22 protein-coding genes, 1 tRNA gene and 1 pseudogene are annotated in these 25,534 nt (G+C 53.7%); 21 read left to right on the forward strand and 3 right to left on the reverse strand.

Features of this window, described 5'->3' with window-relative positions; all coding sequences use genetic code 11:
- Window positions 1-46 precede the first annotated feature (46 nt).
- From HBA93_RS11460 to HBA93_RS24520, 7 genes are read left to right on the forward strand one after another with little or no spacing between them, the layout of a single operon-like run.
- The gene (locus HBA93_RS11460; protein ID WP_221723359.1) at window positions 47-562 is read left to right on the forward strand and encodes a restriction endonuclease subunit S; all 516 of its coding nucleotides are present in this window, start codon (window positions 47-49) and stop codon (window positions 560-562) included.
- Entirely contained in the window at window positions 559-2,127 is a 1,569-nt protein-coding gene (locus tag HBA93_RS11465) for a type I restriction-modification system subunit M (protein WP_221723360.1), read from the forward strand. Before HBA93_RS11460 ends, HBA93_RS11465 begins: the two co-directional genes overlap by 4 nt.
- Entirely contained in the window at window positions 2,120-3,082 is a 963-nt protein-coding gene (locus HBA93_RS11470; RefSeq protein WP_221723361.1) for a DUF4357 domain-containing protein, read from the forward strand. Before HBA93_RS11465 ends, HBA93_RS11470 begins: the two co-directional genes overlap by 8 nt.
- Window positions 3,079-4,398 carry a restriction endonuclease subunit S gene (locus HBA93_RS11475; protein ID WP_221723362.1) on the forward strand — a complete coding sequence of 440 codons (1,320 nt, stop codon included), beginning with the start codon at window positions 3,079-3,081 and terminating at the stop codon, window positions 4,396-4,398. The genes HBA93_RS11470 and HBA93_RS11475 overlap by 4 nt, the downstream gene beginning before the upstream one ends.
- Window positions 4,395-6,050, forward strand: a complete 1,656-nt coding sequence (locus tag HBA93_RS11480; RefSeq protein ID WP_221723363.1) for a DUF6119 family protein — start codon at window positions 4,395-4,397, stop codon at window positions 6,048-6,050. The genes HBA93_RS11475 and HBA93_RS11480 overlap by 4 nt, the downstream gene beginning before the upstream one ends.
- Complete coding sequence (locus HBA93_RS11485; RefSeq protein ID WP_221723364.1) at window positions 6,047-9,250, forward strand: type I restriction endonuclease subunit R; 3,204 nt, start codon at window positions 6,047-6,049, stop codon at window positions 9,248-9,250. The genes HBA93_RS11480 and HBA93_RS11485 overlap by 4 nt, the downstream gene beginning before the upstream one ends.
- A complete protein-coding gene (locus HBA93_RS24520) occupies window positions 9,247-9,969 on the forward strand; it encodes a M48 family metallopeptidase (protein WP_221723365.1) in 723 nt (240 codons plus the stop codon). The genes HBA93_RS11485 and HBA93_RS24520 overlap by 4 nt, the downstream gene beginning before the upstream one ends.
- Before the next feature lie 95 nt (window positions 9,970-10,064).
- Here the strand turns inward: HBA93_RS24520 and HBA93_RS11495 are convergent.
- Window positions 10,065-10,154 (reverse strand) — tRNA-Ser (locus tag HBA93_RS11495).
- 364 nt (window positions 10,155-10,518) lie between these two features.
- Here HBA93_RS11495 and rplU point away from each other — a divergent pair.
- The 12 genes and pseudogenes from rplU (at window position 10,519) to HBA93_RS11555 (ending at window position 21,186) form a co-directional block, all read left to right on the forward strand.
- Window positions 10,519-10,902: a 50S ribosomal protein L21 gene (gene rplU, locus HBA93_RS11500; protein WP_022712234.1), complete on the forward strand. Its 384-nt coding sequence runs from the start codon at window positions 10,519-10,521 to the stop codon at window positions 10,900-10,902.
- Window positions 10,903-10,926: 24 nt separating this feature from the next.
- Window positions 10,927-11,196, forward strand: a complete 270-nt coding sequence (rpmA, locus tag HBA93_RS11505; protein ID WP_022712235.1) for a 50S ribosomal protein L27 — start codon at window positions 10,927-10,929, stop codon at window positions 11,194-11,196.
- A gap of 142 nt (window positions 11,197-11,338) precedes the next feature.
- The gene (locus tag HBA93_RS11510; RefSeq protein WP_121994187.1) at window positions 11,339-12,010 is read left to right on the forward strand and encodes a GNAT family N-acetyltransferase; all 672 of its coding nucleotides are present in this window, start codon (window positions 11,339-11,341) and stop codon (window positions 12,008-12,010) included.
- 358 nt (window positions 12,011-12,368) lie between these two features.
- Window positions 12,369-13,427 (forward strand): GTPase ObgE, encoded by a 1,059-nt coding sequence (gene obgE / locus HBA93_RS11515; protein ID WP_122092678.1) that lies wholly within the window; start codon window positions 12,369-12,371, stop codon window positions 13,425-13,427.
- A gap of 7 nt (window positions 13,428-13,434) precedes the next feature.
- On the forward strand, window positions 13,435-14,604 hold the full coding sequence (gene proB, locus HBA93_RS11520; protein WP_221723366.1) for a glutamate 5-kinase: 1,170 nt from the start codon (window positions 13,435-13,437) through the stop codon (window positions 14,602-14,604).
- Window positions 14,594-15,874, forward strand: a pseudogene (locus HBA93_RS11525) (glutamate-5-semialdehyde dehydrogenase). Before proB ends, HBA93_RS11525 begins: the two are co-directional and overlap by 11 nt.
- A 90-nt stretch (window positions 15,875-15,964) precedes the next feature.
- Window positions 15,965-16,555 (forward strand): nicotinate-nucleotide adenylyltransferase, encoded by a 591-nt coding sequence (locus HBA93_RS11530; RefSeq protein ID WP_286201898.1) that lies wholly within the window; start codon window positions 15,965-15,967, stop codon window positions 16,553-16,555.
- 138 nt (window positions 16,556-16,693) lie between these two features.
- Window positions 16,694-17,119 carry a ribosome silencing factor gene (gene rsfS / locus HBA93_RS11535; RefSeq protein ID WP_286201891.1) on the forward strand — a complete coding sequence of 142 codons (426 nt, stop codon included), beginning with the start codon at window positions 16,694-16,696 and terminating at the stop codon, window positions 17,117-17,119.
- Between the two features lie 95 nt (window positions 17,120-17,214).
- Window positions 17,215-17,697, forward strand: coding sequence for a 23S rRNA (pseudouridine(1915)-N(3))-methyltransferase RlmH (gene rlmH / locus HBA93_RS11540; RefSeq protein WP_121994225.1), 483 nt, complete (start codon window positions 17,215-17,217; stop codon window positions 17,695-17,697).
- Between the two features lie 202 nt (window positions 17,698-17,899).
- On the forward strand, window positions 17,900-19,270 hold the full coding sequence (locus HBA93_RS11545) for a murein hydrolase activator EnvC family protein (protein WP_221723368.1): 1,371 nt from the start codon (window positions 17,900-17,902) through the stop codon (window positions 19,268-19,270).
- Window positions 19,260-20,597 (forward strand): S41 family peptidase, encoded by a 1,338-nt coding sequence (locus tag HBA93_RS11550; RefSeq protein WP_121994180.1) that lies wholly within the window; start codon window positions 19,260-19,262, stop codon window positions 20,595-20,597. Before HBA93_RS11545 ends, HBA93_RS11550 begins: the two co-directional genes overlap by 11 nt.
- Window positions 20,598-20,673: 76 nt before the next feature.
- Complete coding sequence (locus HBA93_RS11555) at window positions 20,674-21,186, forward strand: RNA pyrophosphohydrolase (protein WP_286201893.1); 513 nt, start codon at window positions 20,674-20,676, stop codon at window positions 21,184-21,186.
- Between the two features lie 99 nt (window positions 21,187-21,285).
- Here HBA93_RS11555 and HBA93_RS11560 read toward each other — a convergent pair whose 3' ends face one another.
- Window positions 21,286-23,196: a sensor histidine kinase gene (locus HBA93_RS11560; protein ID WP_221723370.1), complete on the reverse strand. Its 1,911-nt coding sequence runs from the start codon at window positions 23,194-23,196 to the stop codon at window positions 21,286-21,288.
- A 338-nt stretch (window positions 23,197-23,534) separates the two neighbouring features.
- Between HBA93_RS11560 and HBA93_RS11565 the strand changes: the two genes are divergently transcribed.
- Together HBA93_RS11565 and HBA93_RS11570 are read left to right on the forward strand one after the other, a co-directional pair.
- A complete protein-coding gene (locus HBA93_RS11565; protein WP_022709794.1) occupies window positions 23,535-23,789 on the forward strand; it encodes a GlsB/YeaQ/YmgE family stress response membrane protein in 255 nt (84 codons plus the stop codon).
- Between the two features lie 84 nt (window positions 23,790-23,873).
- On the forward strand, window positions 23,874-24,533 hold the full coding sequence (locus tag HBA93_RS11570; protein ID WP_221723371.1) for a YoaK family protein: 660 nt from the start codon (window positions 23,874-23,876) through the stop codon (window positions 24,531-24,533).
- Between the two features lie 9 nt (window positions 24,534-24,542).
- Here HBA93_RS11570 and HBA93_RS11575 read toward each other — a convergent pair whose 3' ends face one another.
- On the reverse strand, window positions 24,543-25,424 hold the full coding sequence (locus HBA93_RS11575; protein WP_221723372.1) for a LysR family transcriptional regulator: 882 nt from the start codon (window positions 25,422-25,424) through the stop codon (window positions 24,543-24,545).
- Window positions 25,425-25,534 lie beyond the last annotated feature (110 nt).

Genomic DNA, 25,534 nt, shown 5'->3' on the forward strand with positions numbered 1-25,534 from the left:
ATCTGGGGTTTCGGTCCGCGAGTCCGGAGGCGGAGCTGCACGATTTATGCGGCTCGCTGATCTGTCTGATATCAAGGCTGGCGGATCCCCCAATCTTGTCTCAGGTGAGCCTCCTGTTGTAGCGCGGGCGCTAACGATCCAAGAAGGCGATCTAATCGTCGGAGCGCGCGGCGAGTCCACAGATATCTGCGTAGCCAGAGGTCCGGTGTTCGGTGCGTATATCTCTTTGGATATGTATTTGGTCCGGCCCAACCGGGCCTTGGTGGACCCGCAGTATCTTGCTGCGTTTCTCGAGCTGCCTATGACGCAGGCCGTTCTATCCGGTGGCAAGCAAGGCACTGGTCTCGCTCGCCTCGCAAAGGAGGCGCTGGAGAAAACCGAAATTCCGCTGCCTTCGCTGGAACAGCAGCACTTAATCGCAGGACTTGCGGGGTCGTTTGAACAGGAGGGGCGGCTGCTCAAACGGCTTGCCGAACTCAACACGATTTTAGGCCGTGAAGTGGTCACCCGCGCGATTCGAGCGGCGGACACAGGACGTAATTTTTCAAGGAGTGCCCAATGACTGCCCTTCGGCAAGATGACATTCTCGCAGCGGTATGGCGTGCCTGCGACACCTTTCGCGGGGCAATCGATGCGTCAGGTTACAAGGACTACATCCTTACCGCCTTGTTCCTGAAATACATCAGCGACGTGCGCCGCAAGCATGTCGAAGAGTTTCGCCGTGAATATGGCAGTGACGAGCTGCGCATTCAGCGCCGCCTTGATCGCGAACGCTTCAAGCTGCCTACGGTGGAACTGAAGAACACGAAGACGAACGAAGTCGAGGAGAGCTTCCTTGGAGATTTCTACGGCCTTTACGAGCGCCGCGCGCGTGACAACATTGGTGAGTTGATCAACATCGTCCTCGATGCGATGGAGAAAGCGAACGAAGGCAAACTCGGGGGGTTGTTTCGCGCCATCGACTTCAATTCCGAGACGAACCTTGGCCAGACGAAAGATCGCAATCGCAGGCTGAAAACGCTCTTGGAAGACTTCGCAAAGCCCGGTCTCGATCTCTCGGATACCTCCGAAGACATTCTCGGCGATGCCTATATTTTCCTGATTGAACGCTTCGCATCGGACGCTGGCAAGAAGGCCGGTGAGTTCTTCACACCGCGCAAGGTTTCCGAAGTGGTCGCCAAGCTTGCGAACCCCAAATCCGGTGAACGCATCTGCGATCCGGCTTGCGGTTCAGGCTCGCTGCTGCTGCGTGCCGGCGAGGAAGTTAGCGACAGTAATTTTCAACTCTTCGGTCAGGAATCAAACGGCCAAACCCGCTCTTTGGCCCGGCTAAACATGCTGTTGCACAAGCAGGATGGTGCGCGGATCGACTGGTGCGACACTCTCAATTCACCGACGCTGATCGAGAGCGACCACCTGATGCGTTTTGACGTGGTGGTCGCCAACCCGCCCTTCAGCCTCGACAAGTGGTGGGGCAACAATGATTCCGAAGGCAAGCCGCTGCCGGACCCCTACAAGCGGTTCACGCCACATATGCCGCCCAAGAGCCGGGGCGACTACGCCTTCATTCTTCACATGCTGGCTATCACGCGCCCGGACGTCGGCCGTATGGCCGTGGTTGCACCACATGGTGTCCTGTTCCGCTCGGGCACGGAAGGGAAAATCCGCGAGAGGCTGATCCGCGACAACAGCCTTGATGCGGTCATCGGCCTTCCCGGCCAACTCTTCCCGACAACGGGTATTCCGGTCTGCATCATGGTCTTCGACCGTTCGCGGGAGGCGAATGGCTTGCGGGCACATGAGCGCGACATTCTTTTCATTGATGCTAGCCGCGACTTCGAGCCAGGCAAGAAACAGAACCGTCTCCGGGACCAGGATGTCTCCAAAATCATCGACACCTACCGCAATCGTACTGAGCGCGAGCGCTACTCCCATAGGGCGACATTTGAGGAGATTGAGGCAAACGGCTTCAACCTCAACATTCCTCGCTATGTCGATACGTTTGAGCCTGAGCCTGAAGTCGACCTCCAGGCCGTTCAGAACGAAATCCGCGATCTCGAAAACCAGCTTGCGCAGACGCGTGAGAAAATGAACTTCTATCTGAAGGAGCTTGGCATTGATGTCTGAGGCTCCCTCCCGTTCCGCTGCCCGCCGAGGCCGCACGCTCAAGCTCTATCTCGTTGATGACACGCCATCGGGCGTGATCACCGCGGAACTTGGCGTTTCGTCGGTGCGGGCGGCTGTGGCCTCGCGTACGGCTTTACCCGAGCTTATCCGCAGAGAAGAAGCGACCCGTACAGGTGTCTATTTGCTCGTTGGGCCGGACCCAGATTTGCCGGGCCGTCAGCTTGTCTATGTCGGCGAAGGCTATCAGGTGCGCACGCGCCTTGCCTATCACGATGCAGATGAGGGAAAGGAGTTCTTTACCCGCGCGGTGCTGATCGTCTCGAAAGACGAAAACCTCACGAAAGCGCATGGCCGCTATTTGGAAAGCCGGATCATCGCCGCTATCCGCAATGCGGGTCGGGCAAAACTCGTCAACGGCACGGAGCCACCGTTCCGCGGGCTACCCGAGCCGGAAATCGCGGATATGGAGCGGGTTCTTGACGAGATTGAAATCTTGCTGCCGGTTTTGGGGTTCGACGTTTTGCGCCCGGCGGGTCACGAGGCAGGCGCACAGGACAGAGCACCCACGACTGAAACAACCCCATATGCACCCCCGGTAGGCGACGAAGCGCTGTTCACATTCTCCGAAGCTGGAGCAGCGGCGAAATCGCGTGAGGCGGGCGACGAGTTTGTCGTTTTGGCCGGGTCCATAGCAAAACGGCAGGAGGTGCCAAGTTGCGACGATGGCCTGAAGCGCCGGAGGCAACAGCTTATTGCGGAAGGCGTTCTGGTGCCGGGTGACGACGACCGGTTCCTTCGTTTCACCACCGATACCCCGTTCGACACGCCGTCGGGCGCTGCCCGTGTCGTTTACGGCGGCAACGTCAGCGGCCCACGGTGCTGGAAGCACGCGACAACTGGCCAGACCTACGGCGAGTGGCGTAAGCAGCGCATCGGCGCAGAGGGCGCGGCATGAGCGAGGCCCTCGAAGAACTCGAAGCAGAAAACCCTAGCGCCTACCCGCCTAGCATTCAGGCAGGAATACCCAAGCTTGGCGACACGCCAAAAGGCTGGACCCGCTATCGCCTTGGCGATCTGCTGCACAAGGTTGAGCGGCCCGCAGAGCTGGTCGATTCTGAAACCTATCAGCTTGTAACCGCTAAGCGGAACCGGGGCGGCGTCGTGGCGCGCGAGGTTCTGCGTGGGGATCAGATTAGGACGAAAACACAGTTCTATATCGAGGCAGGTGACTTTCTGATCTCGAACCGGCAAATATCGCATGGTGCATGCGGGATTGTGCCTGAAAGCCTGAACCGAGCAGTCGTGTCGAATGAATACACAGCATTTCACACGGCTGATGTGCTCGATCCAGCATTCCTCAATGCGCTGTCTCATTCGATATATTTTCAACAGACGTGCTTCCATTCGAGCATCGGTGTCCATGTCGAGAAGCTGGTTTTCCGACTGGACGACTGGATGCGCTGGGAGTTCGATATACCGTCTCTTCAGGAGCAGAAGCGCATCGTATCGGTTCTCAATTCCTGGGATCGGGCCATTGACCAAACCGAACGTCTAATCGCTGCCGAGTCAGATCGTCGATCAGTACTTTTAGAGCATCTCTTCGCTGGCCGCTTGTTCGGGAGGTCGGAAGGAACGCCGTATCACCAGGCTCCATTGGGTGAAATTTCCGATTGCTATTCTGGAGGGACACCTGATCGGGGTGACGCCGGATCTTTCGGGGGTGGTATTCCATGGGTCAAGTCGGGTGAAGTCGCATCATCCAACATCATCGCCACCGAGGAAACCCTCAGCGACAGAGGCTTGGCAACCTCAAGTGCAAAATGGGTGCCTGCTGGCAGCACATTAGTAGCAATGTATGGAGCCAACGCCGGTCAGGTTGGCAGGCTCGGTGTGGATGCCACAACCAATCAGGCCATACTTGCGGTAGTCCCTCGCACCGAACTGGTGACCCCCGAATACTTGTACCACTCGGTCATGAACGCCATCCCTTCTCTGATGAGAAAGGTTCAAGGGTCCGGTCAGCCAAACTTGAGCGCAGGCATTGTAAAAGAAGAGAGAATTGTTGTTCCGGCACTGCAAGACCAAATCAAAATTTCTCAGTTTGCTTCCACGCTGGAGACATCAATTCAACTGTTAGAAACTTCGCAGGCAAAGCTGCTAAGCCAACGTCGTGGCCTGATGCAGAAGCTGCTGACCGGTGAACGGCAACTGGATGGGCGATTCGATGACTTTGCTACGGCAGTGCAAACAGCTTCAAGAGGTACCGCATGACCAAGAAGACCCATACGGTCTCTATCCGCCTGCTGCGGGACGGCAAACAGCCCGCTGATAGTGTTCGCGCCGGTGTCGATCTTTCCGCGTGGGACAAGCTCGAGGGCGCGCAAATCGCACTCGATACTATTGGCGGCGGCGCGCCGAAATGGGCGAAGTTTCTTGACCTAACCGACGCGGAAAAGACCAAGCTCAACAACTCCACCGCTTACGGGCTAGTCTTCGTTCACGCATCAGGTCGCTGGTTTGCTGTTTCCTTCGGGCTTGGGCATGTGAAGCTCGATCCAGATGCCTTTGAGCAGGACTTCGGCTTACGGGTGGTCTTGAACACGGTTGATCCCGACAAGCTGCGCAGCGCAGATATCCGCACTCCCGATGAAAACACCACGTCCCGCCGAACTCAAACGGCTCGGCGATCTGACCAGACCGCCTTCAGCATAGATATTGAACGCGACATCGTGCGCGGGCTTGCCGGAGAGCCGAAAGATGCAAGCTTCGCTACGCGCGTAGCCGGAAGCGACGGCCTGACGCTGACCAAAGAAATGGACGTTGCCGACTTGCCGCAGGTATGCGCCGATGCCTTCGTAGCTTTCGGCAAGAGTGACTACAAAACCAATTTCGCGTGGATCGACCAGATCAAGCATGTCCGCGACAAGGCAACCATCGACCAGCTCGACACCGCATTAGTCGCTGCTTTGAACACTTGCCTAACGGCTGCAATTCCGGACACGCTGCATCTCGCATATCCCGTGATCTACGATCCCGAAAAGGCGCGGCATATCCGCTATAAGGGCTTCAGCAGCACGAACGTTCACACCGACCTTGAAATCGGGGGCTATGTTGCGGACCTCAAGGAGAAAGCGGTTGCTGCCTATCTTCCTGAGCATCTGTCTGGACATAAGGTCCACGAATGCAATGATCTCGGTAAAGATGACGGGCAAAGCTGGCGCATCAAGGAATGCCTCGTTTTCGAGACCGACTTGAACGGCGAGAAGTACGTTCTCTCGGCGGACCGCTGGTATAGGATCGATACCAACCTAGCTACTGAAGTAGCGAACTTCTTTGCAGCCGTTACAGCACACGTCATGCCAGCGGCTTTGGCCGATGAGAACGAGGAGAAATACAACAATCGCATCGCGACCGGCGGCCATAGTATGCTTTGCCTCGACCGTAAACTTGTAAAGCCTACAGGCGCTTCATACGCGATTGAGGCGTGCGATTTCCTTAGCAATGGCGGTGCGATGATCCATGTGAAGGATCAGACCTCGTCCTCGCGTCTCAGCCATCTGTTCAATCAGGGCACTGTGTCTGCCCGCGTCATGAAAATGGATGGAGCATTCCGTGACTTGCTGCGCGCGCAAATCGCCTCGCAAGAAGCCACGCTTGGACTGACAGGGTATCAGGCCCTAGTTGCTGACTCCGTTGGTCCGTATAGCGAAGCAGCACATCTCATCGTCTATGCGGTGTTGTGCAGCGGGACAGGTACCGGCGCAAACCGATTGCCATTCTTTAGCCTTGTGACGTTCCGGCAAGCGGCAAACGAATTGAGGGCACTTGGCTATAAGTGCGCATTTGCCTGGATCGCCAAACCCGCGCCGACGACCACCAAGGCGAAGCGGAAGCCGAAGGCTGCCGCCGGGGCAGCGCCATGACCAAGTCTCCTGAGTTCACCACATCCGAGGCAGGTGGCGCGCAGCTTCAGGCGCTCAACACGCTGATCAATTGTGGCTGGCGCTATGTCACCAAGGCGGAGGCCGATCAATGGCGCGATGGCCGGCGAACGCTGCCGTTTCTAGAGACGCAGACGCGAGCCGATCTTGCGCGGATTAATCGCATACAGCTTGACGGTCGGGCGCACCTGTTCTCGGAAGCCAACATCGATGCCGCCATTCGTCGCCTGACCGACCGGATTCCCGAAGGGGTCGTGCGCGCCAATGAGCGCATGACGGATGACTTGTTTCTCGGCATTGCGCTGCCGCAAGCCATTGGTGCGACATCCCGAGAATGGCCGTTCAAGTTCATCGACTGGTCTGACTGGCGCTCGAACACATTTCAGGTCGCCGCCGAATATACGGTCAGCGAAGCGGGCGGGCCGACGATCCGAGTTGATCTAGTATTGTTCGTTAACGGCATCCCGCTTGGGGTGATCGAGGTTAAGGCCTCTCACGTCTCATCGGATCAGGGCGTCGGTCAGCAAATCCGCAACCAGAAGGCTGGTGAAGGTGTACCCGCGCTATTCTACTCGGCGCAATTGCTTCTTTCGGCCAACAGTCACGATCCGCGCTACGGTACAGTCAGCACGCCGCGCAAGCTTTGGAGCGTATGGAAAGAGCGGGAGGACCCTGCCGACTTCGCTGTGCAAGTCGTGAATCGCCCTCTCGACACGGTCGAGGGGAAGCGGGTGGCGCTGGATTTCGCCCCGTACATGAAACGTCACAACGGGCTGATGGAGGATCATCGCTTCGTCACCCCGCTGGATGAAACGCTTGTTGGACTGTTCCGCCCTGAGCGGTTCATGCGTCTTGTCCGGCGCTACATGCTGTTTGATGGTCCCCACAAGAAGGTTGCCCGCTATCAGCAGGTCGCGACCATCGAGACACTGCTGAAACGTATCGACGAGCGAGACTCGAACGGCAGGCGGCGTGGCGGCGTGGTCTGGCATACACAAGGCTCCGGTAAAAGCTTGACGATGGTGATGCTCGCCAAGGCCATCGTGATGACCAATCCATTCGCCCGGATCGTAATCGTTACCGACAGAACCGATCTGGACGATCAGATTTCAAAGACCTTTCGGGCAACCGGGCAGGAGCCTAAACGCGCTGCAACCGGCGAGAACCTTCTTGCGCTGATCGAGGATAAGACGCCGGTCATCACGACCCTGATCCACAAATTTAGGGCGGGCCTCAACAAGCGAAGAGTTGTTGACCAGTCCTCTGACATCTTCGTACTGGTGGATGAGAGCCACCGAAGCCAGTATGGCAATCTGGACAGCCTTCACACTCGGATGCGCGAGGTACTGCCCAACGCATGCTTCATCGCCTTCACCGGAACCCCCATTGCCAAGAAAGAAAAGAGCACCTTCGCCAAGTTCGGTGAACTGGTGCAGCCGTCGTACTCGATGCGGGACGCGGTCACCGACAAAGCAGTGGTGCCGCTACTCTACGAAGGGCGAGAGGTCGTCACCGACGTTGATGAAGGCCAAATTGACCGTTGGTTTGAAGTTCACACACGCGGTTTATCCGACGAGCAGCGCGCCGACCTGAAACGGAAGATGAGCCGTGCGCGGGAAATCGAAGGGATCGAGTCCCGGCTCCAATCAATCGCATTTGATGTCGGGCAGCATTTCGCTACCAACTTCAAGGGTGCCGGGCTGAAGGGGCAACTCGCGGCCTCTTCGAAGCGCGCTGCCATTCAGCTCAAGAAGCTATTTGACACGTTCGGCGTGGTTAGCACTGAAGTCGTCATCTCTGCCCCCGAAATGCGCGAAAGCGAAGACGAAGTTGATGAGTCTGACGACGATCTCGTTCGCTCCTTCTGGCGCAGAATGATGGAGCGGTATGGGGGCGAGGAAGCCTACAACAAGACCATTGTTGAGCAATTCCAGGGTCCGTCCGATCCCGACATCATCATCGTTGTCGACAAGCTGCTGACGGGTTTCGATGCACCACGAAACACGGTGCTCTATGTTGCTCGCAAGCTGAAGGAACATGGCCTTCTGCAAGCAATAGCTCGCGTGAATCGTGTCTATGACGAAGAGGGTGCCCCTGAAAAGCTCTTCGGCTTCATCATCGACTATACCGGAGTCCTGAAGAACCTTGGTGATGCGCTGGCAAGCTACGATGCTCTTCAGGGCTTCAGCGCCGAGGATATCGCCCAGAGCATCGTAGCGATACGTGACGAGGCGAACAAAGTGCCGGGGGCGTATGCGGCGCTCCTCGATATCTTCAGGTCTGTATCAAACACATATGATGCCGAAGCCTATGCCCGCTTGTTGGCCGACGAAGAGACGCGCGAGGAATTCTATCGGCGCCTGTCGGAGTTCTCACGGACTTTCACGGTAGCGCTCGCGTCCCCGGCGTTCGTAGAAAATACAAAGCCAGAGCTTTTGAAGAGGTGGAAGGACGATCTCGGCCGCTTCACGTCGCTGCGCGCCTCCGTTAGCCTTCGTTATGCTGACAGGGTCGATTGGCGGGATTACGAAAAGCGCGTTCGTCAGCTGCTCGACAGGCATGTGATCGCACGCGACGTCGTAACACTGGTAGAGCCACTTAACATTTTTGATGATATCGCCATTGAGGCCCGTAGGACCGAACAGACGGAAACGGATGCCTCGATTGCTGATACCATTGCGCATCAACTGACGCGGTCTATCGAAGAGAAATGGGATGAAGACCCTATTTTCTTCGAAAAGTTCTCGAAGCTTGTCAGCGACACTATTGCCGACTTTCATAAGGGTCGGATCAACGAACTGACCTACCTAACCAAGGTCAAACAGCTTCGGGAGAAGGTCCAACACCGGCAGGATGAAGCCGATCCGACGCCTGCCCGTCTCCGTGATGACAGCCACGCTCAGGCTTTCTGGGGGCTTGCAAAACGCAACCTGGAGAAGGCTGGATTTGGCGACGTCGAAATCGCAGCTGACATAGCTCTCGAAGTAAGCAAGATCGTTCAAAGCCGCCGCAAGATCGGGTGGCAAAATGACCGCGACGTTGAAAATCTGATACGCAACGACATCGATGACTTTTTCTTCGAAGAGCTACGAGGTCGGCGCGGCCTATTAATCGATCCTGCGATTCTTGATGCTGTCATTGATGACGTCCTCGTGTCGGCGCGTGTGAGATTGGCTCAATGAGATCATCGGGCCACGAGCAGATTGAGATTGGCTGGGGCGAACGGCGCGCCTTAGCACATTTGAGGCGTACTCAGAGACGAGTATTCCGCATAGAGGTTCAACCCTCGGGGACGGTAGTTGTCTTTGCTCCATCAGGTGAGCCAGTTGACGCCATACGTGACCGGTTGAAACGGAAGGGTGCGTGGATATTTCGTGAACTAGATCGGATTTCGGCTAGGCCGGTCGCTACACCTGACAGGCGCTTCGTTTCTGGCGAAACACATCTGCTTCTCGGTAAGCAATACAGGTTGTCCATTGAGCAATGTGACAGCCCTCATGTTAAGGTCGACGGTTCTAGAATCCACATTCGAGCACGTGATGCAGCTGATCCAGCGCATTGTCGCCGCCTTCTGACTGCCTTTTATACACTCACAGCGCGGACGGTCTTCCGGGATAGGCTTGATGAGATTATGCCTCCCTTTGCAAGGAAAGGGTTGCGCCGACCGGCCCTTATTGTTCGTAGTATGTCAAAACGCTGGGGAAGCTATACGGCTAAAGGGCGGATACTTCTCAATGTCGATCTGGTGAGAGCCAACTCAATGTTGATCGACTACGTCATCTGCCACGAACTTTGTCATGCCTTTCATCCGAATCACGGTGATGAATGGCAACGCTTTTTGGAGGCCGTCATGCCTGACTGGAAAAGCCGAAAGATGCGACTCGAAGAACTGCTATATTAATTTATCACTGGCTACAGCTATTTGTGGGTAAAAATGATGGTAGTAATATCAATCTTTGAAATTTCAAAATAAAAACAAATGCTTAATAAGACAAATGGCGGAGAGGGTGGGATTCGAACCCACGATGGAGTTGCCCCCACGCCGCATTTCGAGTGCGGTACTTTCAACCACTCAGCCACCTCTCCGCTGTATCGTAATATGAAGTACAAAGCTAAAAGTCTGTATTCATATCAAATCATGCGATTTGCTGAATGTGTCGCGCTCATAACGCGGACAGCGGATTTAGACAAGACCTAATCGTTCATAAAACAGCATAATTTGGCAGATAATGTGCTTTGTGGTCTGAAAAACCTTGACGCGGCGGCGTTTTTGCCACTATATGCGGCCACGTCGCAGGAGGATGAGAATCCCCTTTGACTTTTGTTGTGTGTTTATCAACCCTTAAACTGATGTTTTTGTTAAGATAAATAATCAAACTGTCACGACTGACAAGAAGACGGTCCCTGCCTTGCGGGAGAACCGGAAACGAACGACCCGAAAGGAAAACAAATGTTCGCAGTCATTAAGACAGGTGGTAAGCAGTATCGCGTTGCCGCCAATGATGTGCTTAAAGTTGAAAAAGTTGCCGGTGAAGCCGGTGATGTTGTAGAATTTGCAGAAGTTCTGATCGTTGGCGAAGGTGAAAACGCCACTGTTGGTGCTCCGCGCGTTGAAGGTGCTGTTGTAACTGCAGAAGTTGTTGAACAGGGCCGTGCGAAAAAAGTTATCGCGTTCAAGAAGCGTCGCCGCCAGAACTCCAAGCGTACACGCGGTCATCGTCAGGAACTGACGACAATCCGCATTTCGGAAATCCTCACCGGTGGTGCAAAGCCATCCGCTAAAGCTAAGGCCGCGCCGAAAAAGGCTGCGCCAAAAGCTGAAGCTGCTGAGTAATCAACGAATTAAAGGAGAATACCGATGGCACATAAGAAAGCTGGCGGTTCATCGCGTAACGGTCGCGATTCAGAGTCGAAACGCCTTGGCGTGAAAAAATTCGGTAGCGAAGCTGTTATCGCAGGCAACATCATTGTTCGCCAGCGCGGTACACAGTGGCATCCGGGTGCAAATGTCGGCATGGGTAAAGATCATACCCTGTTCGCAAAGGCTGACGGCGTTGTGTCTTTCAAGACAAAAGCAAACGGCCGAACCTTTGTATCCGTGAACCCGATGGCTGAAGCTGCGGAGTAACCGGTGCTCCATTCATATACCGGTGTTCCTGTCGAACCCGATATATGAAGCCGCTTTACGGACAAAATATTGAAGGGGAGACGGGAAACCGTCTCCCCTTTTTATTTTTCCCGGAGGATGGCCGGCAGGCCTGAAAGCAACAATGACAAAATTGCAGAGCGGAACAGAACTAAACAGTGACAGTAAGCAGGCCGCAACAGTGGCCGATGATGATCTCAGAGGTGCAGGCCTGACAGGTGATTATGGCGCAGATGTTGTCTTGCGGGATTCTCCCGTGCAGCTCACCGAGCGCCTCGTGTTACGGTTGCCGCATGAAGAGGATATCGACGCCCTTGCTGTTCTGGCTGACAATGTGAAAGTGGCGCGCATGCTGGCGCGTTTGCCTTATCCCTATTCCCGCGAGCATGCGGTTGATTTTATCAAACTCGCGGCATCGGGCGCTATTGGCCAGTTCGCCTATGCGATTACCTTAGCCGAGACCGGTGAATTTATCGGCAGCATTACTTTGCACGATCATAAATATGGTTCGGGCTATGAAATCGGTTATTGGCTGGGTGAACCCTATTGGGGCAAAGGCTATGCCACAGAAGCCGCAACCGCATTGATTGATTTATCATTTCGTGAATTGTCGCTGGAGCAGATTTATATCAGCGCCCAGAGTCGCAATGAAGGCTCAAAACGTGTGATTGAAAAATGCGGTTTCAGACATACCGGCTCTGCCGTCGGGCATTCCGTTACTGACGGTGATGTACCGGTTGAATGCTATATCATGACCCGCCAGCAATGGCTGGAAATGCGTGGTGCAGGGCAATAAGGCTCTGTACTGCTCCAGTTTTATGAGGGCTGTTTGACGTCGGGATAATGTGACAAACAAAAGAAACTAGAGCGGGCACTGCGATCCAACATGAACGTAAACCGCTCTAGAGCGTGTTGCGTTTAATCGTATCCACTGCGCTTGCTCTAGATTCTTTTAATTGTCGCATGCTCGCGGTAGCTCAAATGAATATATTTAGCTGCGACATGCTTTAGGCGGCGGTTTTCAAGTCCGGTTTTTTGCTGTATTGGCTCAGTTTAAATATCTCAGTTAAAATTGCGGTCGCATATCTCTGCAATTTATTACCTCTTAATATCGGACTATCCGACAGCCGGCCTGCGCCGGAAAAGGCAAGCACATGAAATTCCTCGACCAGACAAAAATTTATATCCGTTCCGGAAATGGCGGTGCTGGCGCGGTTTCGTTCCGTCGCGAAAAATTTCTGGAATTCGGCGGCCCTGACGGCGGTGACGGTGGTCGCGGCGGTGATGTCTGGGCTGTGGTCGTGGATGGTCTGAATACGCTGATCGACTATCGTTATCAGCAGCATTTCCGGGCGAAAACCGGTATGCACGGCATGGGTCGTAATATGACCGGCGGTAAGGGCGATGACGTCATTCTCAAAGTGCCGGTTGGCACACAGATTTTTGAAGAAGACAATGAAACTCTGATCTGCGATCTGACCACTGTTGGCCAGCGCTACCGTCTTGCAAAAGGCGGTAATGGCGGTTTCGGTAACCTGCATTTTAAAACCTCGACCAATCAGGCGCCGCGCCGTGCCAATCCGGGTCTGGAAGGTATTGAGCGCACCTTGTGGCTGCGTTTGAAGCTGATTGCGGATGCCGGTCTCGTTGGTCTGCCAAATGCCGGTAAATCGACTTTCCTTGCCAGTGTGACTGCTGCCAAGCCGAAGATCGCTGACTATCCTTTCACCACGCTGCATCCAAATCTTGGTGTTGCCCGTGTGGATGCGCGTGAGTTTGTGATCGCGGATATCCCAGGACTGATTGAAGGTGCAAGCGAAGGCATTGGTCTCGGTGACCGTTTCCTCGGTCATGTGGAGCGTACCCGTGTGCTGCTGCATCTGGTTTCGGCACAGGAAGAAGATGTGGCGAAGGCCTATAAGGTTATTCGCGGCGAGCTGGAAGCTTATGGTCATGGTCTGACCGATAAGATTGAGATTGTCGCACTGTCACAGGCAGATACGCTTGATCCCGATGCGCGCAAAGACAAGATGAAGGCGCTGAAAAAAGCGTGTGGTCGTGAACCGTTGTTGCTGTCGGCTGTGAGCCGTGAAGGTATTGAGACAACATTGCGCGAACTGGCACGTATTATTGATCAGAGCCGTGCGGAAGAGGCAGATCAGGAAGCTGCGAAAGCGGACGGTAAAGCCAAATCGGATTACAAAGGTAAGTGAGCAGATCATGACGATCGGGGCGCTGAAGAATTATCGTCGTATTGTTATCAAAATCGGCTCGGCGCTTCTGGTTGATCGTGCTCAGGGGCTGAAGCAGAACTGGCTGGTCAGCCTTGCAGCCGATATTGCGGCTTTGCAGGCACAAGGTGTGGAAGTGCTGGTGGTGTCCTCTGGCGCGGTTGCACTGGGACGCACGGTTCTGGGGCTGCCGTCCGGCACGCTTAAGCTTGAGGAAAGTCAGGCATCAGCCGCCGCAGGACAGATTGCACTGGCGAAAGCCTATGCCGATGTGCTGGGCGCCCATCAGATTATGGCAGGGCAGGTGCTGCTCACATTGTCTGATACGGAAGAGCGCCGCCGCTATCTCAATGCCCGCGCGACGATTGAAACGCTGCTGAAACTCAAGGCCGTGCCGGTTATCAATGAAAATGATACGGTTGCGACCAACGAAATCCGTTATGGCGATAATGACCGCTTAGCTGCCCGTGTTGCTACTATGATCGGTGCTGATCTGCTCATTCTGCTGTCTGATATTGATGGCCTTTATACCGCGCCGCCGCATAAAGACCCGAATGCGCAGTTTCTGCCGGTAGTGGAAGCAATCACGCCGGATATTGAAGCGATGGCCGGTGCTGCCGCTTCTGAATTGTCGCGTGGTGGTATGAAAACCAAGCTGGATGCCGGTAAGATTGCCAATGCGGCCGGAACTGCGATGATCATCACCTCCGGCACGCGTATGAACCCGCTGGCGGCGATTGATCGGGGCGAGCGGTCAACACTGTTCAAAGCGTCCGATGCGCCGGTCAATGCATGGAAGGTCTGGATTTCCGGTCATCTCGATGCCGCAGGGCAATTGGTGATTGATGATGGTGCTTTGAAAGCGCTGAAATCCGGTAAGTCGCTGTTGCCTGCCGGTGTGCGTGAAGTGCGCGGTGATTTCCAGCGTGGCGATACGGTTTCCATTCTGAACTCGGAAGGCCGTGAGGTTGCCCGTGGTCTCGCCGGATATGATGCGGCTGATGCAGTGAAGATTGCCGGCCATAAGAGCGGTGAGATTGAAGAGATACTGGGCTATTTCGCGCGCTCCTCGATGGTGCACCGCAATGATCTGGTGATCCGTGGCAGCCGCACGCAAGGTGCTGCGAGTGCTGAGGGGGAAATGTGCGATGCAGGATAAGCAGGATAATCTGGCCGTTGCTGAACTGATGGCAGAGCTTGGCCGCAAAGCGCGTGCTGCTGCAGGCCCGCTGGCGATTGCCAGCGCCGAGCGCAAACATGCCGCCCTGATTGCTATGGCCGATGCCTTGTTGCGACGCAAAGATCTGATCCTCAATGCGAATGTGCTGGATGTTGCTGCGGCGGAAGCCGCAGGCACTGCCGTATCTTTCATTGACCGTCTGAAACTGGATGAAGCACGTATCCGTGCTATGGCTGACGGTATTCGCGCGATTGCGGCCTTGAGAGATCCGGTCGGTGAAGTGATGACCGAATGGGATCGCCCGAATGGTTTGCATATTGAGCGTGTCCGTACGCCGCTTGGTGTGATCGGTGTGATTTATGAAAGCCGTCCTAATGTGACCGCCGATGCCGGTGCGCTGTGCCTGAAAGCCGGTAACGCGGTGATCCTGCGCGGCGGGTCAGACTCAGCTCATTCATCCCGTGAAATTCATGCAGCTTTGGCCGAAGGTCTGAAAGCTGCGGGTCTGCCGGAAACCGCTATCCAGATGGTGCCGGTGACAGATCGTGCTGCCGTTGGTGAAATGCTCAAAGGTCTGAATGGTGCGATTGATGTGATTGTACCGCGTGGCGGTAAAAGCCTTGTTGCCCGTGTGCAGGAAGAGGCGCGGGTGCCGGTTTTCGCTCATCTCGAAGGCCTGTGCCATGTTTATATTGATAGCAGCGCTGATCTGGAAATGGCAAAGAAGATCGTTCTCAATGCCAAAATGCGCCGTACAGGTATTTGCGGTGCAGCAGAGACTTTGCTGGTTGATCGCAATGTGGCGGAAACTCATCTGGTGCCTGTGTTGGATGAACTGGCAAAAGCCGGTTGTGTCATTCGTGGTGATGCAGAAGTATGCGCGCTATATTCTCAGGCTGAACCGGCGACTGCGGAAGACTGGTAAACGGAATATCTGGATGCGATCATTTCCGTGGCGCTGGTTGACGGAATTGACGGCGCACTGGCGCATATCAACCGCTATTCATCCCATCATACCGAGGCTGTGATTGCGGAAGATGCAACTGTCGTTGAGCGCTTTTTCAACGAGATTGATTCAGCCATTTTGCTGCACAATGCTTCGACACAATTTGCTGATGGCGGAGAGTTCGGTATGGGTGCGGAAATAGGTATCGCAACAGGCAAAATGCATGCGCGCGGACCGGTTGGTGTGGAACAGCTCACTTCGTTCAAATATCGCGTCCGCGGTACCGGACAGACACGGGTTTAAACTGCACTCATGTCCAAATCCGTGAAAGATCAATCAGACAAAACCGGTTTACCGCAAGCGTTTCAGGATGTTGCAAAACAATATCTGCACATGCCTGTTGCGCCGAAAGGCGCTAAAATTGGCCTGTTCGGTGGTTCTTTCAACCCGCCTCATGCAGGCCATGTTCTGGTGGCAGAACTGGCACTGGAACGGCTGGGGCTGGATCAGGTCTGGTGGGTGGTGACACCCGGCAATCCGCTGAAAGATGTGAACGAACTGGCACCGCTGTCCAAACGGATCGCGCTGAGTGAAGAGCTTATCACTGATAAGAGAATTCATGTTACGGCATTTGAAGCCAGTTATCAGGTGCGTTATACGGCAGATACGCTGGCGCTGGTGCGCAAACATAATCCGGACAAGCATCTGGTCTGGATTATGGGCGCGGATAATCTGATGAATTTCCATCACTGGCAGGAATGGGATGAAATTGCCCGTACCTATCCGATTGCTGTCATCAACCGGCCGGGTTCGAATATGGCGGCGGAAGATTCCGTGATGGCGCAGCAGTTCGGGGCGGCACGCCTGCCTGAAACAGAGGCTGCAAAACTTGCAACACAGCCGGCTCCGGTATGGGTTTTTATCCACGGGCCGCAGTCTGATCTTTCATCCACGCAATTGCGCCGGCAAGAGATGAGAGAATAAGACGCAAAATCAGCAGGTTATTTTTCCTGTCAAATTTCCATGAGCCCGTGTCTTGAAACAGACACAGGACTCTGCCACTTTTATAGTTACACGGGGAGTAGTTGCCGTGTGGCGTTGTTCTTTACGGAAAGGTACTCATTGAGAACAGCAATTGAAAAGAAGGGTGTTACCACGCCTTCACCAGCTGAGGTCAGCGGCGAAGCCACTGTGTCTCATGCTTTAGAGGTTCTGCTTGCAAGCCTTGATGACTCCAAGGCAGAAGATATCATTTCCATTGATCTGCGCGGTAAATCCGCATTGGGCGATTATATGGTGATCGCTTCCGGTCGCTCCCAGCGCCATGTCGGTGCTGTGGCCGATCATATGTTGCGTGCGCTGAAAGAAATCGGTGTGCGTGATGTTCAGATCGAAGGTCTTGAATCAGCAGACTGGGTTCTGGTCGATACGGGCGATATTATCGTTCATATTTTCCATCCGGAAATCCGTGAGTTCTATAATATTGAAAAAATCTGGCTCACACCGGAAGCGGATGAATTTAATCCGCGTAAAAAGTCAGTGCATTAATTTGCACGATGATTTGTAAGATCAGGCATGCCGGATTGTGACGGCATGCTGTTCAAACTGCCTGACAGATTATGGCAGGCAGAGGTTTTTTGATTATGCGTGTTACAGTTTATGCGGTCGGAAAAATGAAAGCCGGTCCCGAGCGGGAATTGGCTGAGCGATACTTTGACCGTTTTTCCAAATCCGGAACGGCTTTGGGATTTGAGTTTACCGGTGTCAGTGAGATTACCGAAAGCCGTGGCGGTAATGCGGATCAGCGCAAGGCTGATGAGGCTGCGCGTGTCTATGAAGCGCTGGATAATGGCGCTGCTCTGATCCTGCTGGACGAGCGCGGTAAAGAGCTTGGCTCTGAGGCTTTTGCCGAGCAGATGGGCAAAATCCGTGATGGCGGCAAAAGACAGTTGATTTTAGCTCTTGGCGGGCCTGACGGTCATGATCCGCAATTGCGGGCACGGGCTGATCTGGTGCTGGCAATGGGCAAAATGACATGGCCGCACCAGCTGGCTCGTATTCTGATTGCCGAGCAATTATACCGTGCGGTAACTATTCTTTCCGGACATCCGTATCATCGGGTGTAATTTGAGCGTATCCTGAAAAGTGTGAAGCGTCTACGCAGGGAAATCAGTTCACCGGACTGATTTCGTATCCCGCTCCGATCGGATAAGATACGCGTAATGACAATAAATAGAGCATTTACAGACGGATTGTGACACGGATAATCTTTGTTATAGATTCACCGCTATAACTGAGTGATCGCAACGGATCAGTATTCGAATTTTGATGAATAACAGCAGCATTTCCTTCCGGCTTTTTAAGATGAGCCGCATTTGTGCCGGACAGGCCAGATGCGTGTTTTCTGCCGGTTTGCTGATGATGTTGCCGGTTCCGGCTATTGCGCAGGAGACAGCTCCATCCGCTCCTCCGCCGGTGCCGCTGGAAGAACAGCATCAAAAAGTTTCAGGCAGTCTGGATGCAATTAACAGCGAGATTGCGCTTTCAAAAGAAAAGCTGGAGCAGCTGGAAACAAGTGTTTCAGAACTGAAAAAAGATCAGGCAACAATCACCGCCGCATTGATCCAGTCTGCCAAGACAGACAAGAAACTCTCGGAAGACATTGAGGCTGCAGGGCAGAAACTGACTGCGCTCAGCGAACAGGAAGACGGTATCCGGCTGTCATTGCGTTCCCGCCGTAAAGTGCTGGCGGAAGTGCTGGCAGCCTTGCAGCGCATGGGGCTGAACCCGCCGCCGGCCATTCTCGTGCGTCCTGATGATGCGCTGTCCTCTGTACGTTCTGCAGTGCTGCTGGGTGCGGTAGTACCGGAAATGCGGGCGCAGACGCTGGAACTGATGGCTGATCTGAAAGAGATGCAGCGCTTGCAGGCCTCGATCAAAGATGAGCAGGAGCGATTGATTGCCAGCCGCACAGCGCAGCTTGAAGAGCGCCAGAAACAGGAATTGCTGCTGGAAGAAAAGCAAAAGCTTTACAGCCAGTCAGAAGAAGAATTGCTGACCGAACGTGCCCATGCCGCAGAACTGGCGAAAAAGGCGACCAGTCTGAAAGATTTGATTGCCTCGTTGCAGGAGCGAATGGATAAAGTCCGCACGGCTGCCGATGCCGCGCGTGATGCCGAGCAGCAGCGATTGGCAGACGGACAAGAGCGTGCAGCACAGCCTGGTGAAAATTCGTTGGTGTCCCGTGCGAATTTTGCGTCCCTGCGCGGGCAGCTTGTGCTACCGGCCAGCGGTAAGATCATACAAAAATTCGGTCAGAAAGACGATTTTGGCCGCCCGCGTGCAGGAGAAATGCTGCAAACACCACAAAATGCCACGATTACGTCACCTTCTGATGGCGTTGTGCTTTATGCGGGGCCCTTTCGTTCCTACGGACAACTCTTAATCCTTGATGTTGGCAGCGGATATCATATCGTGATGGCAGGATTAAGCAGAATCAATGTTGCGCAGGGCCGGTTTGTGCTGGCGGGTGAGCCGGTCGGAACCATGGGAGATAAGCTTTTAACCAGTGTTGCTTCACTGGGGAGTGGTAATTCTTCACCGATGCTTTACATAGAATTTCGAAAAGATGGGAAATCCGTCGATCCGACCCCGTGGTGGACCGACAGGCATTCCGGAAGGACACAAGATGATACGTAAACTGTCGCTTCTTTTCGCAGGTGCCTTGATGGGGGCTTCGGCGATGGTTGCTGTACAGGGGGCTCCGGCTTCAAGTGCAAATGCTGCCAATAATGATACCTATAAAGAACTCGCAATTTTCGGCGATATTTTTGAACGCGTGCGCCAGCAATATGTGACGCCGCCGGAAGATAAAAAGCTGATCGAAACCGCGATCAACGGTATGCTGACCTCGCTTGATCCGCATTCTTCCTATCTCAATCCTGAGGCCGCGCAGGATATGCGCGTGCAGACCAAGGGTGAGTTCGGTGGTCTTGGTATCGAAGTGACCATGGAAAATGATCTGGTCAAGGTCATTGCACCGATTGATGATACACCGGCATCGAAAGCCGGCGTTCTCGCCGGTGACCTGATTACGCAGATCAATGGTTCGGAAGTGCGCGGCTTGTCGCTGAATGACGCTGTCGACAAGATGCGTGGTCCGGTTGATGAGGCGATTGAGCTGACTTTGATCCGTCAGGGTGCGGACAAGCCGATCAAACTGTCGATCAAACGCGCTATCATCAAGGTCAAAGCAGTCCGTTACCGCGTTGAGAATGATGTCGGTTATCTGCGTGTGATTTCCTTCACAGAGAAAACCTCTGACGATCTGACCAAGGCGATCAAAGATATTCAGTCACAGATTCCTGAGAATAAGCTCAAAGGCTTTGTGCTCGATCTGCGTCTCAATCCGGGTGGTCTGCTTGATCAGGCTGTTGCCGTGTCAGATGCCTTCCTTGATAAGGGCGAGGTTGTTTCGACCCGTGGCCGCGATCCGCAGGATGTTACCCGCTTTGATGCCCGTGCAGGCGACCTGACAAAAGGCAAACCTGTTATCGTGCTGATCAATGGCGGGTCTGCCAGCGCGTCTGAAATTGTGGCCGGTGCGCTGCAGGATCATCGTCGTGCGACTGTTCTGGGGACGCAGTCCTTCGGTAAAGGTTCTGTGCAGACCATTATCCCGCTTGGAGAAAACGGCTCGCTGCGTCTGACGACAGCGCTCTATTACACACCATCGGGCAAGTCGATTCAGGGCAAGGGCATTACACCGGATATTAAGGTGGAACAGCCGCTGCCGGATGAGCTGAAGGGTCGTGATGTAACGACCAAGGGTGAGGCCGGACTGAAAGGCCATATCAAAGGTGCGGATGAGGATGATACCGGTTCCGGTTCATCCGCCTATGTACCGCTGGAGCCAAAGGACGACATTCAGCTGGGCGAAGCTCTGAAGCTGCTGCGTGGTGAAATGGCCAATGCGGCATTCCCGCCGGATCCTAAAAAAGATCTGCCAAAGCCTGATAAACAATAAGCTTGTACACTTCAGAAAAACGCGGGGCAGTCCCCGCGTTTTTTGTCTCTGGTGTTAAATAAACGGAATGAAAAGAATGACTGAAAAGCGTGATCCCGCATCGCTTCCTTATCGCCCGTGTGTGGGCATTATGATTTTGAACAATGAGGGCAAAGTCTGGGCAGGGCGTCGTATTATTGAGCCAAATGGCGAGATGGAAGGTGCGACACAGCTTTGGCAGATGCCGCAGGGTGGTATTGATGCCGGTGAAGATCCGGTAACCGCATCGCTGCGTGAGCTCTATGAAGAAACGGGTATGCGCAGCGTCAGTCTTTTGGCAGAAGCGCCAAACTGGATTAATTATGATCTGCCGGAACATCTGATCGGTATTGCCTTAAATGGCAAATATCGCGGTCAGACACAGCGCTGGTTCGCTTATCGTTTTGAAGGCGACGAAAGCGAGATTGCAATCAACCCGCCACCGGGCGGACATGATGCCGAATTTGATATGTGGGCATGGAAGCCGATGATGGAATTGCCGGAACTGATCGTTCCGTTCAAGCGCCCTGTTTATGACGAAGTCATTCAGGCTTTCAGGCATCTGGCCTGAGATTTTACCACTTACAAAAACGCCGCTCTAATTATTTGTTTTGATGCATATCCCGAAAACCGTTTCGCCCTTTTCGGGATATGCTTTAGAGCGGTGTTTTTACGCCGGATCGAAGCGCATATTATTGGCAGGAGCATCGAGCCGGAATTCCAGCCCCTGCTGTAAATAATGCAGCTCGGCTGAGCCGCCGAGACTGGCTGCAAGGGTGCGTTCAATCAGGCGGGAACCGAAGCCGCGCCGCTCCGGCTCTTCCACTTGCGGGCCGTCCTTTTCTGTCCAGTAAAACCGGAAGCGGCCGTTTTCCACCCGCCAGCTGATTTCGATATGCCCGTCAGGTGTTGAGAGCGCACCATATTTGACGGCATTGGTGCCAAGCTCATGCAGAGCCATGACCATGGATAAAGCCTGCCGTGAACCGAGCGTAACAGGAATGCCGCTGATACTGATCCGTTCTGCACCGGCGCCGGCATGTACGGACAGGCTGTTAGTCACAATATCCGCAAGTTCGGCACTGACGGATTTTGCACCTTGCGTCAGCACATCCTGTGCTTTGCTCAGCGCCATAATACGGGCTTCGAATGCAGCTCTTGCATCTTCAGCGCTGGTTGTGCTGCGTAATGTCTGATTGGCAATGCCCTGAATAACCGCGAGAATATTTTTACTGCGATGGGCCAGTTCTGCGGTCAGCATCGCCTGCTGTTCTTCTGCGTTTTTGCGGTTTGTAATATCCTGTACGATACCGCGCATACGCACCACAGTGCCCTGATCATCGTTGATGAGTTCCGTTGAAAGAGCAACCCAGCGTTGCTCATTATTATCCAGCCGGTGAATAAGATATTCGCTATTGCCGGAGCGGGGTAAAGGCAGAGAACCGGATTTTGCCGTATCGGTTGTCTGTTCGCGACCGCTGCGGGGTGACATCAGTTTTTCAAACAGCTCGATCGTGATATTGGTGTCAGGCGCAATGCCGTAAATTTGCCGGATCTGGTTGGTGACGGTGATGGTGCGGCTGATCAAATCTATATCGAAAGAACCGATTCCGCCGGCTTCCTGAGAAAGACGGAGCATTTCCTCCTGTTCGCGCAGGCGCTCCTGCTGCTCGCGAACAAATGTGCGGTCCATGAGGATTTTGAGAAAACCCTGCATATGCCCGTCCTGATCGTAGAGTGGTAAAAGCTGGCCGCTTGCCCAGAACCGGCTGCCATCCTTGCGCATATGCCAGCGCTCCACTGCATCCTGTTTGTGATGCAAGGCGCTGACGCGGCGCATTTCCGGTACATTTTTTTCACGCTCTTCCGGTGTGAACAGGATATCGACTGAAGATTTCAGCACTTCCTCTTCTGTCCAGCCGAATAATCTGCGCGCGCCCGCATTCCAGCTGGTGACCTGACCGCTCAGGGTCGTGGTGATAATCGCATAGTCCAGAGCATTATCGATAATAAGCTGGTTCAGTTGTTCTTTTTGTTGCTGACGGTGATGGAGTGCCTGCATCTCCATATGTGAACCGGCGATCTGCGCCAGCCTGCGAAAATCCTTGAGCTGCTCGGAAGATAAATGACGCGGCTTTTTGTCGAGGATTAGCATTGTGCCGAAAATTGTGCCGTCATGGCCGGTCAGCTTCAGCCCGGCATAAAAACTGTAAGGTGAGGCACCGGTTACAAACGGTTCACCGGCAAAGAGCGGCGTTATGCTTGCATCACTGACAATAAAAATATCATCAGCCAGTAATGTCTGGCGGCAAAAATTATGTCCGGGAGGAGGGGCATTCAGCGTCAGGCCATAAACAGCCTTAAAGATCTGCTGCTCTTGTGAAATGAGATTAATAGCCGCGACAGGTACGTCGCAAAGTCTGGCCGTCAGCGCAACCAGATTATCAAGAACCGGATCATTATGCCCGTTCATGATTGTAAAGCGCGGTAAAACAGCCTGAAATAATGAAGATGCTTCTGATAATCCGAAAAGGCTACTGACTGAGGTATCCCATCTGGCTTCCACCTGCGTATCCCCCATGCGAGCTTGTATTCAGCAAATGTATAAATTTACACGATTTTAACAAGCGGAATGTTTTGCGGGCAGTATCTCTGATTTTGAGGATGAAAATAAGGCGATTCTTAAAATAGTGTTAATTTGCAATATCGGGCTTTGTATCGTCTATGCCTTCTCTCTATGAGAAAATAACTCCCGGGTTCACAGGCACTGCTCTAAGCCTGTTATATTTATTGATTATATTATGCAGCCATGTGGTCTTTAATGCGTTATCCTGATGATGCGACCGGTCATTATTGTCGGAATAATGAGCGGGATGCAGTAAATTCTGAAACAAGCAGCAATTAATATCGGAGATAATAATGGGTGCAGAAAGTTTACTGGTCTTTCTTATTGTAGGTCTGGTTGCCGGCTGGCTGGCGGGACAGGTCGTGCGCGGCGGTGGTTTCGGTCTTCTCGGAAATCTTGTCGTTGGTGTGATCGGTGCGTTTCTGGCTGGCTGGTTGTTGCCGCGTCTTGGTTTTGCGATCGGCGGCGGTGTCATTGCCGCGATTGTGAATGCATTTATCGGTGCTGTTATCTTGCTGGTCATACTGAGACTTGTAAAACGAGCGTGATCTTTTAAAATTCACTATTGAAGCCTGCCGGAACAGACTCCGGCGGGCTTTCATTTGTTCTGACGCTAGCTTTAGTGAGTTGTGATGACGCCTCCCGCCCGTTTGCTGACTGGTCTGGTTCTCACTGCCGTTGCCGGTTTTGTTGATGCGCTCGCTTTTATTGAGCTGGGCGGTTATTTTGCTTCTTTCATGAGCGGGAATACGACTCAGCTCGGGCTGGCAATGAGCGGGCCGGATGGCCGTGCACTGCAATTGCTGCGCGGACAAAGCCTGTTTATGCCTCTGCTGTTGATCGCGCTGTTTTTCAGCGGGGCGTTTCTTGCGTCTTTTATCAGTGCCCGTGAGCAACACTGGTATTCAGCACGGGTTATGCTGCTGGTTATCACGCTTCTTTTAAGCACCATGCTGCTTGGTCAGATCCAAGGACTGGCATCAATGCCGGTCATTTTGCTGGCGGCGGCAATGGGTGCGCAAAATGCTGTGTTTAAACCGCATGGGGCAGCACGGCTTGGTACAACTTTTGTGACCGGAACGATTTTTAACGCAGCCAATGATCTGGCGCATAGTTTACGCGGACAGGCTCCGCGGTACCGCTGGCTGCAGCATATCTATGTGTGGCTTTCGCTGGTGTTTGGTGCAGCCTGCGGGGCTGTTTTATATACCGGCACAGGTATCTGGTCGCTTTTGCTGCCCGTCGCGGTTCTGACACTGATGCTGGTTTTTTACCGGCTCAAAGAGAAGTGAGGATTGCGCCTAAATAAATAAATGGCGTTCCTGCTCGACCAGACCGGAAATGTAATCGGCAACAATATGGATGCGGCGCAGGGTACGGGCTGTTTCATGATAGGACAGCCAGTAGGAGCGCTTGATACGTTTATGGGGCAATATTTCGGTCAGATCGGAATATTCGCGGGCAATGAAGCCATGTAAAATACCGATGCCTGCTGCGGCTTTGACAGCTTCAACCTGTCCCAAAGCACTGGAAACCTCAAATGCAGGCTGCCAGTCGCGGCTGATTTCCCGTGCATAATCCAGTGTCGGCGTGGCAACCAGATCCTCCACATAGCCGATCAGCCGGTGATGATTTAAATCCTCAACAGTATGCGGTGTGCCGTAGCGCTCAAGATATTCTTTGTGTGCATAAAGACCAAGATTATAGCCGGTGAGTTTGCGGGCGATCAGTCTGCCGGTCTCCGGTCGCTCGACACTGATGGCAATATCAACTTCGCGTCGTGAGAGTGAGAAAGAGCGGGGAACAGGCACGAGCTGAATGGTCAGATCGGGATAAAGTGCTGAGAAACGCGCCAGTCTGGGACTGAGAAAGTTCACACCGAAACCGTCCGGTGCGCCGATCCTGATTGTACCGGCCACAGTAATATCCGCATTGGCCAGATGGGCATGGGCGCTGAGCATTTCTGCTTCCATTTTTTCTGCGGAGAGCAGAAATTCTTCACCGGCCTGCGTGAGCTCAGAGCCATTGGTGCGCCTGTTGAGCAATGTTGTTTTCAGGCTGCCTTCAAGTGCTGTGAGCCTGCGTGAGACGGTTGTATGATTAAGGCCGAGCTTCTTTGCTGCGCCGAGAATTTGTCCGGAGCGTGCAACAGCCAGAAATATACGAATATCATCCCAGTTCATGACTAAAGCTTATATATATTTTTGCACAACGGATACGCTTTTCGCCTACTTGAAAACTATTTTTTGCAGGGTGATGATGAGACAGAGATTTTAAATTCGGGAGAGAGTTG

This window comes from Ochrobactrum sp. SFR4 (genome assembly GCF_019730395.1).
In the GTDB taxonomy this organism is placed as follows: domain Bacteria; phylum Pseudomonadota; class Alphaproteobacteria; order Rhizobiales; family Rhizobiaceae; genus Pseudochrobactrum.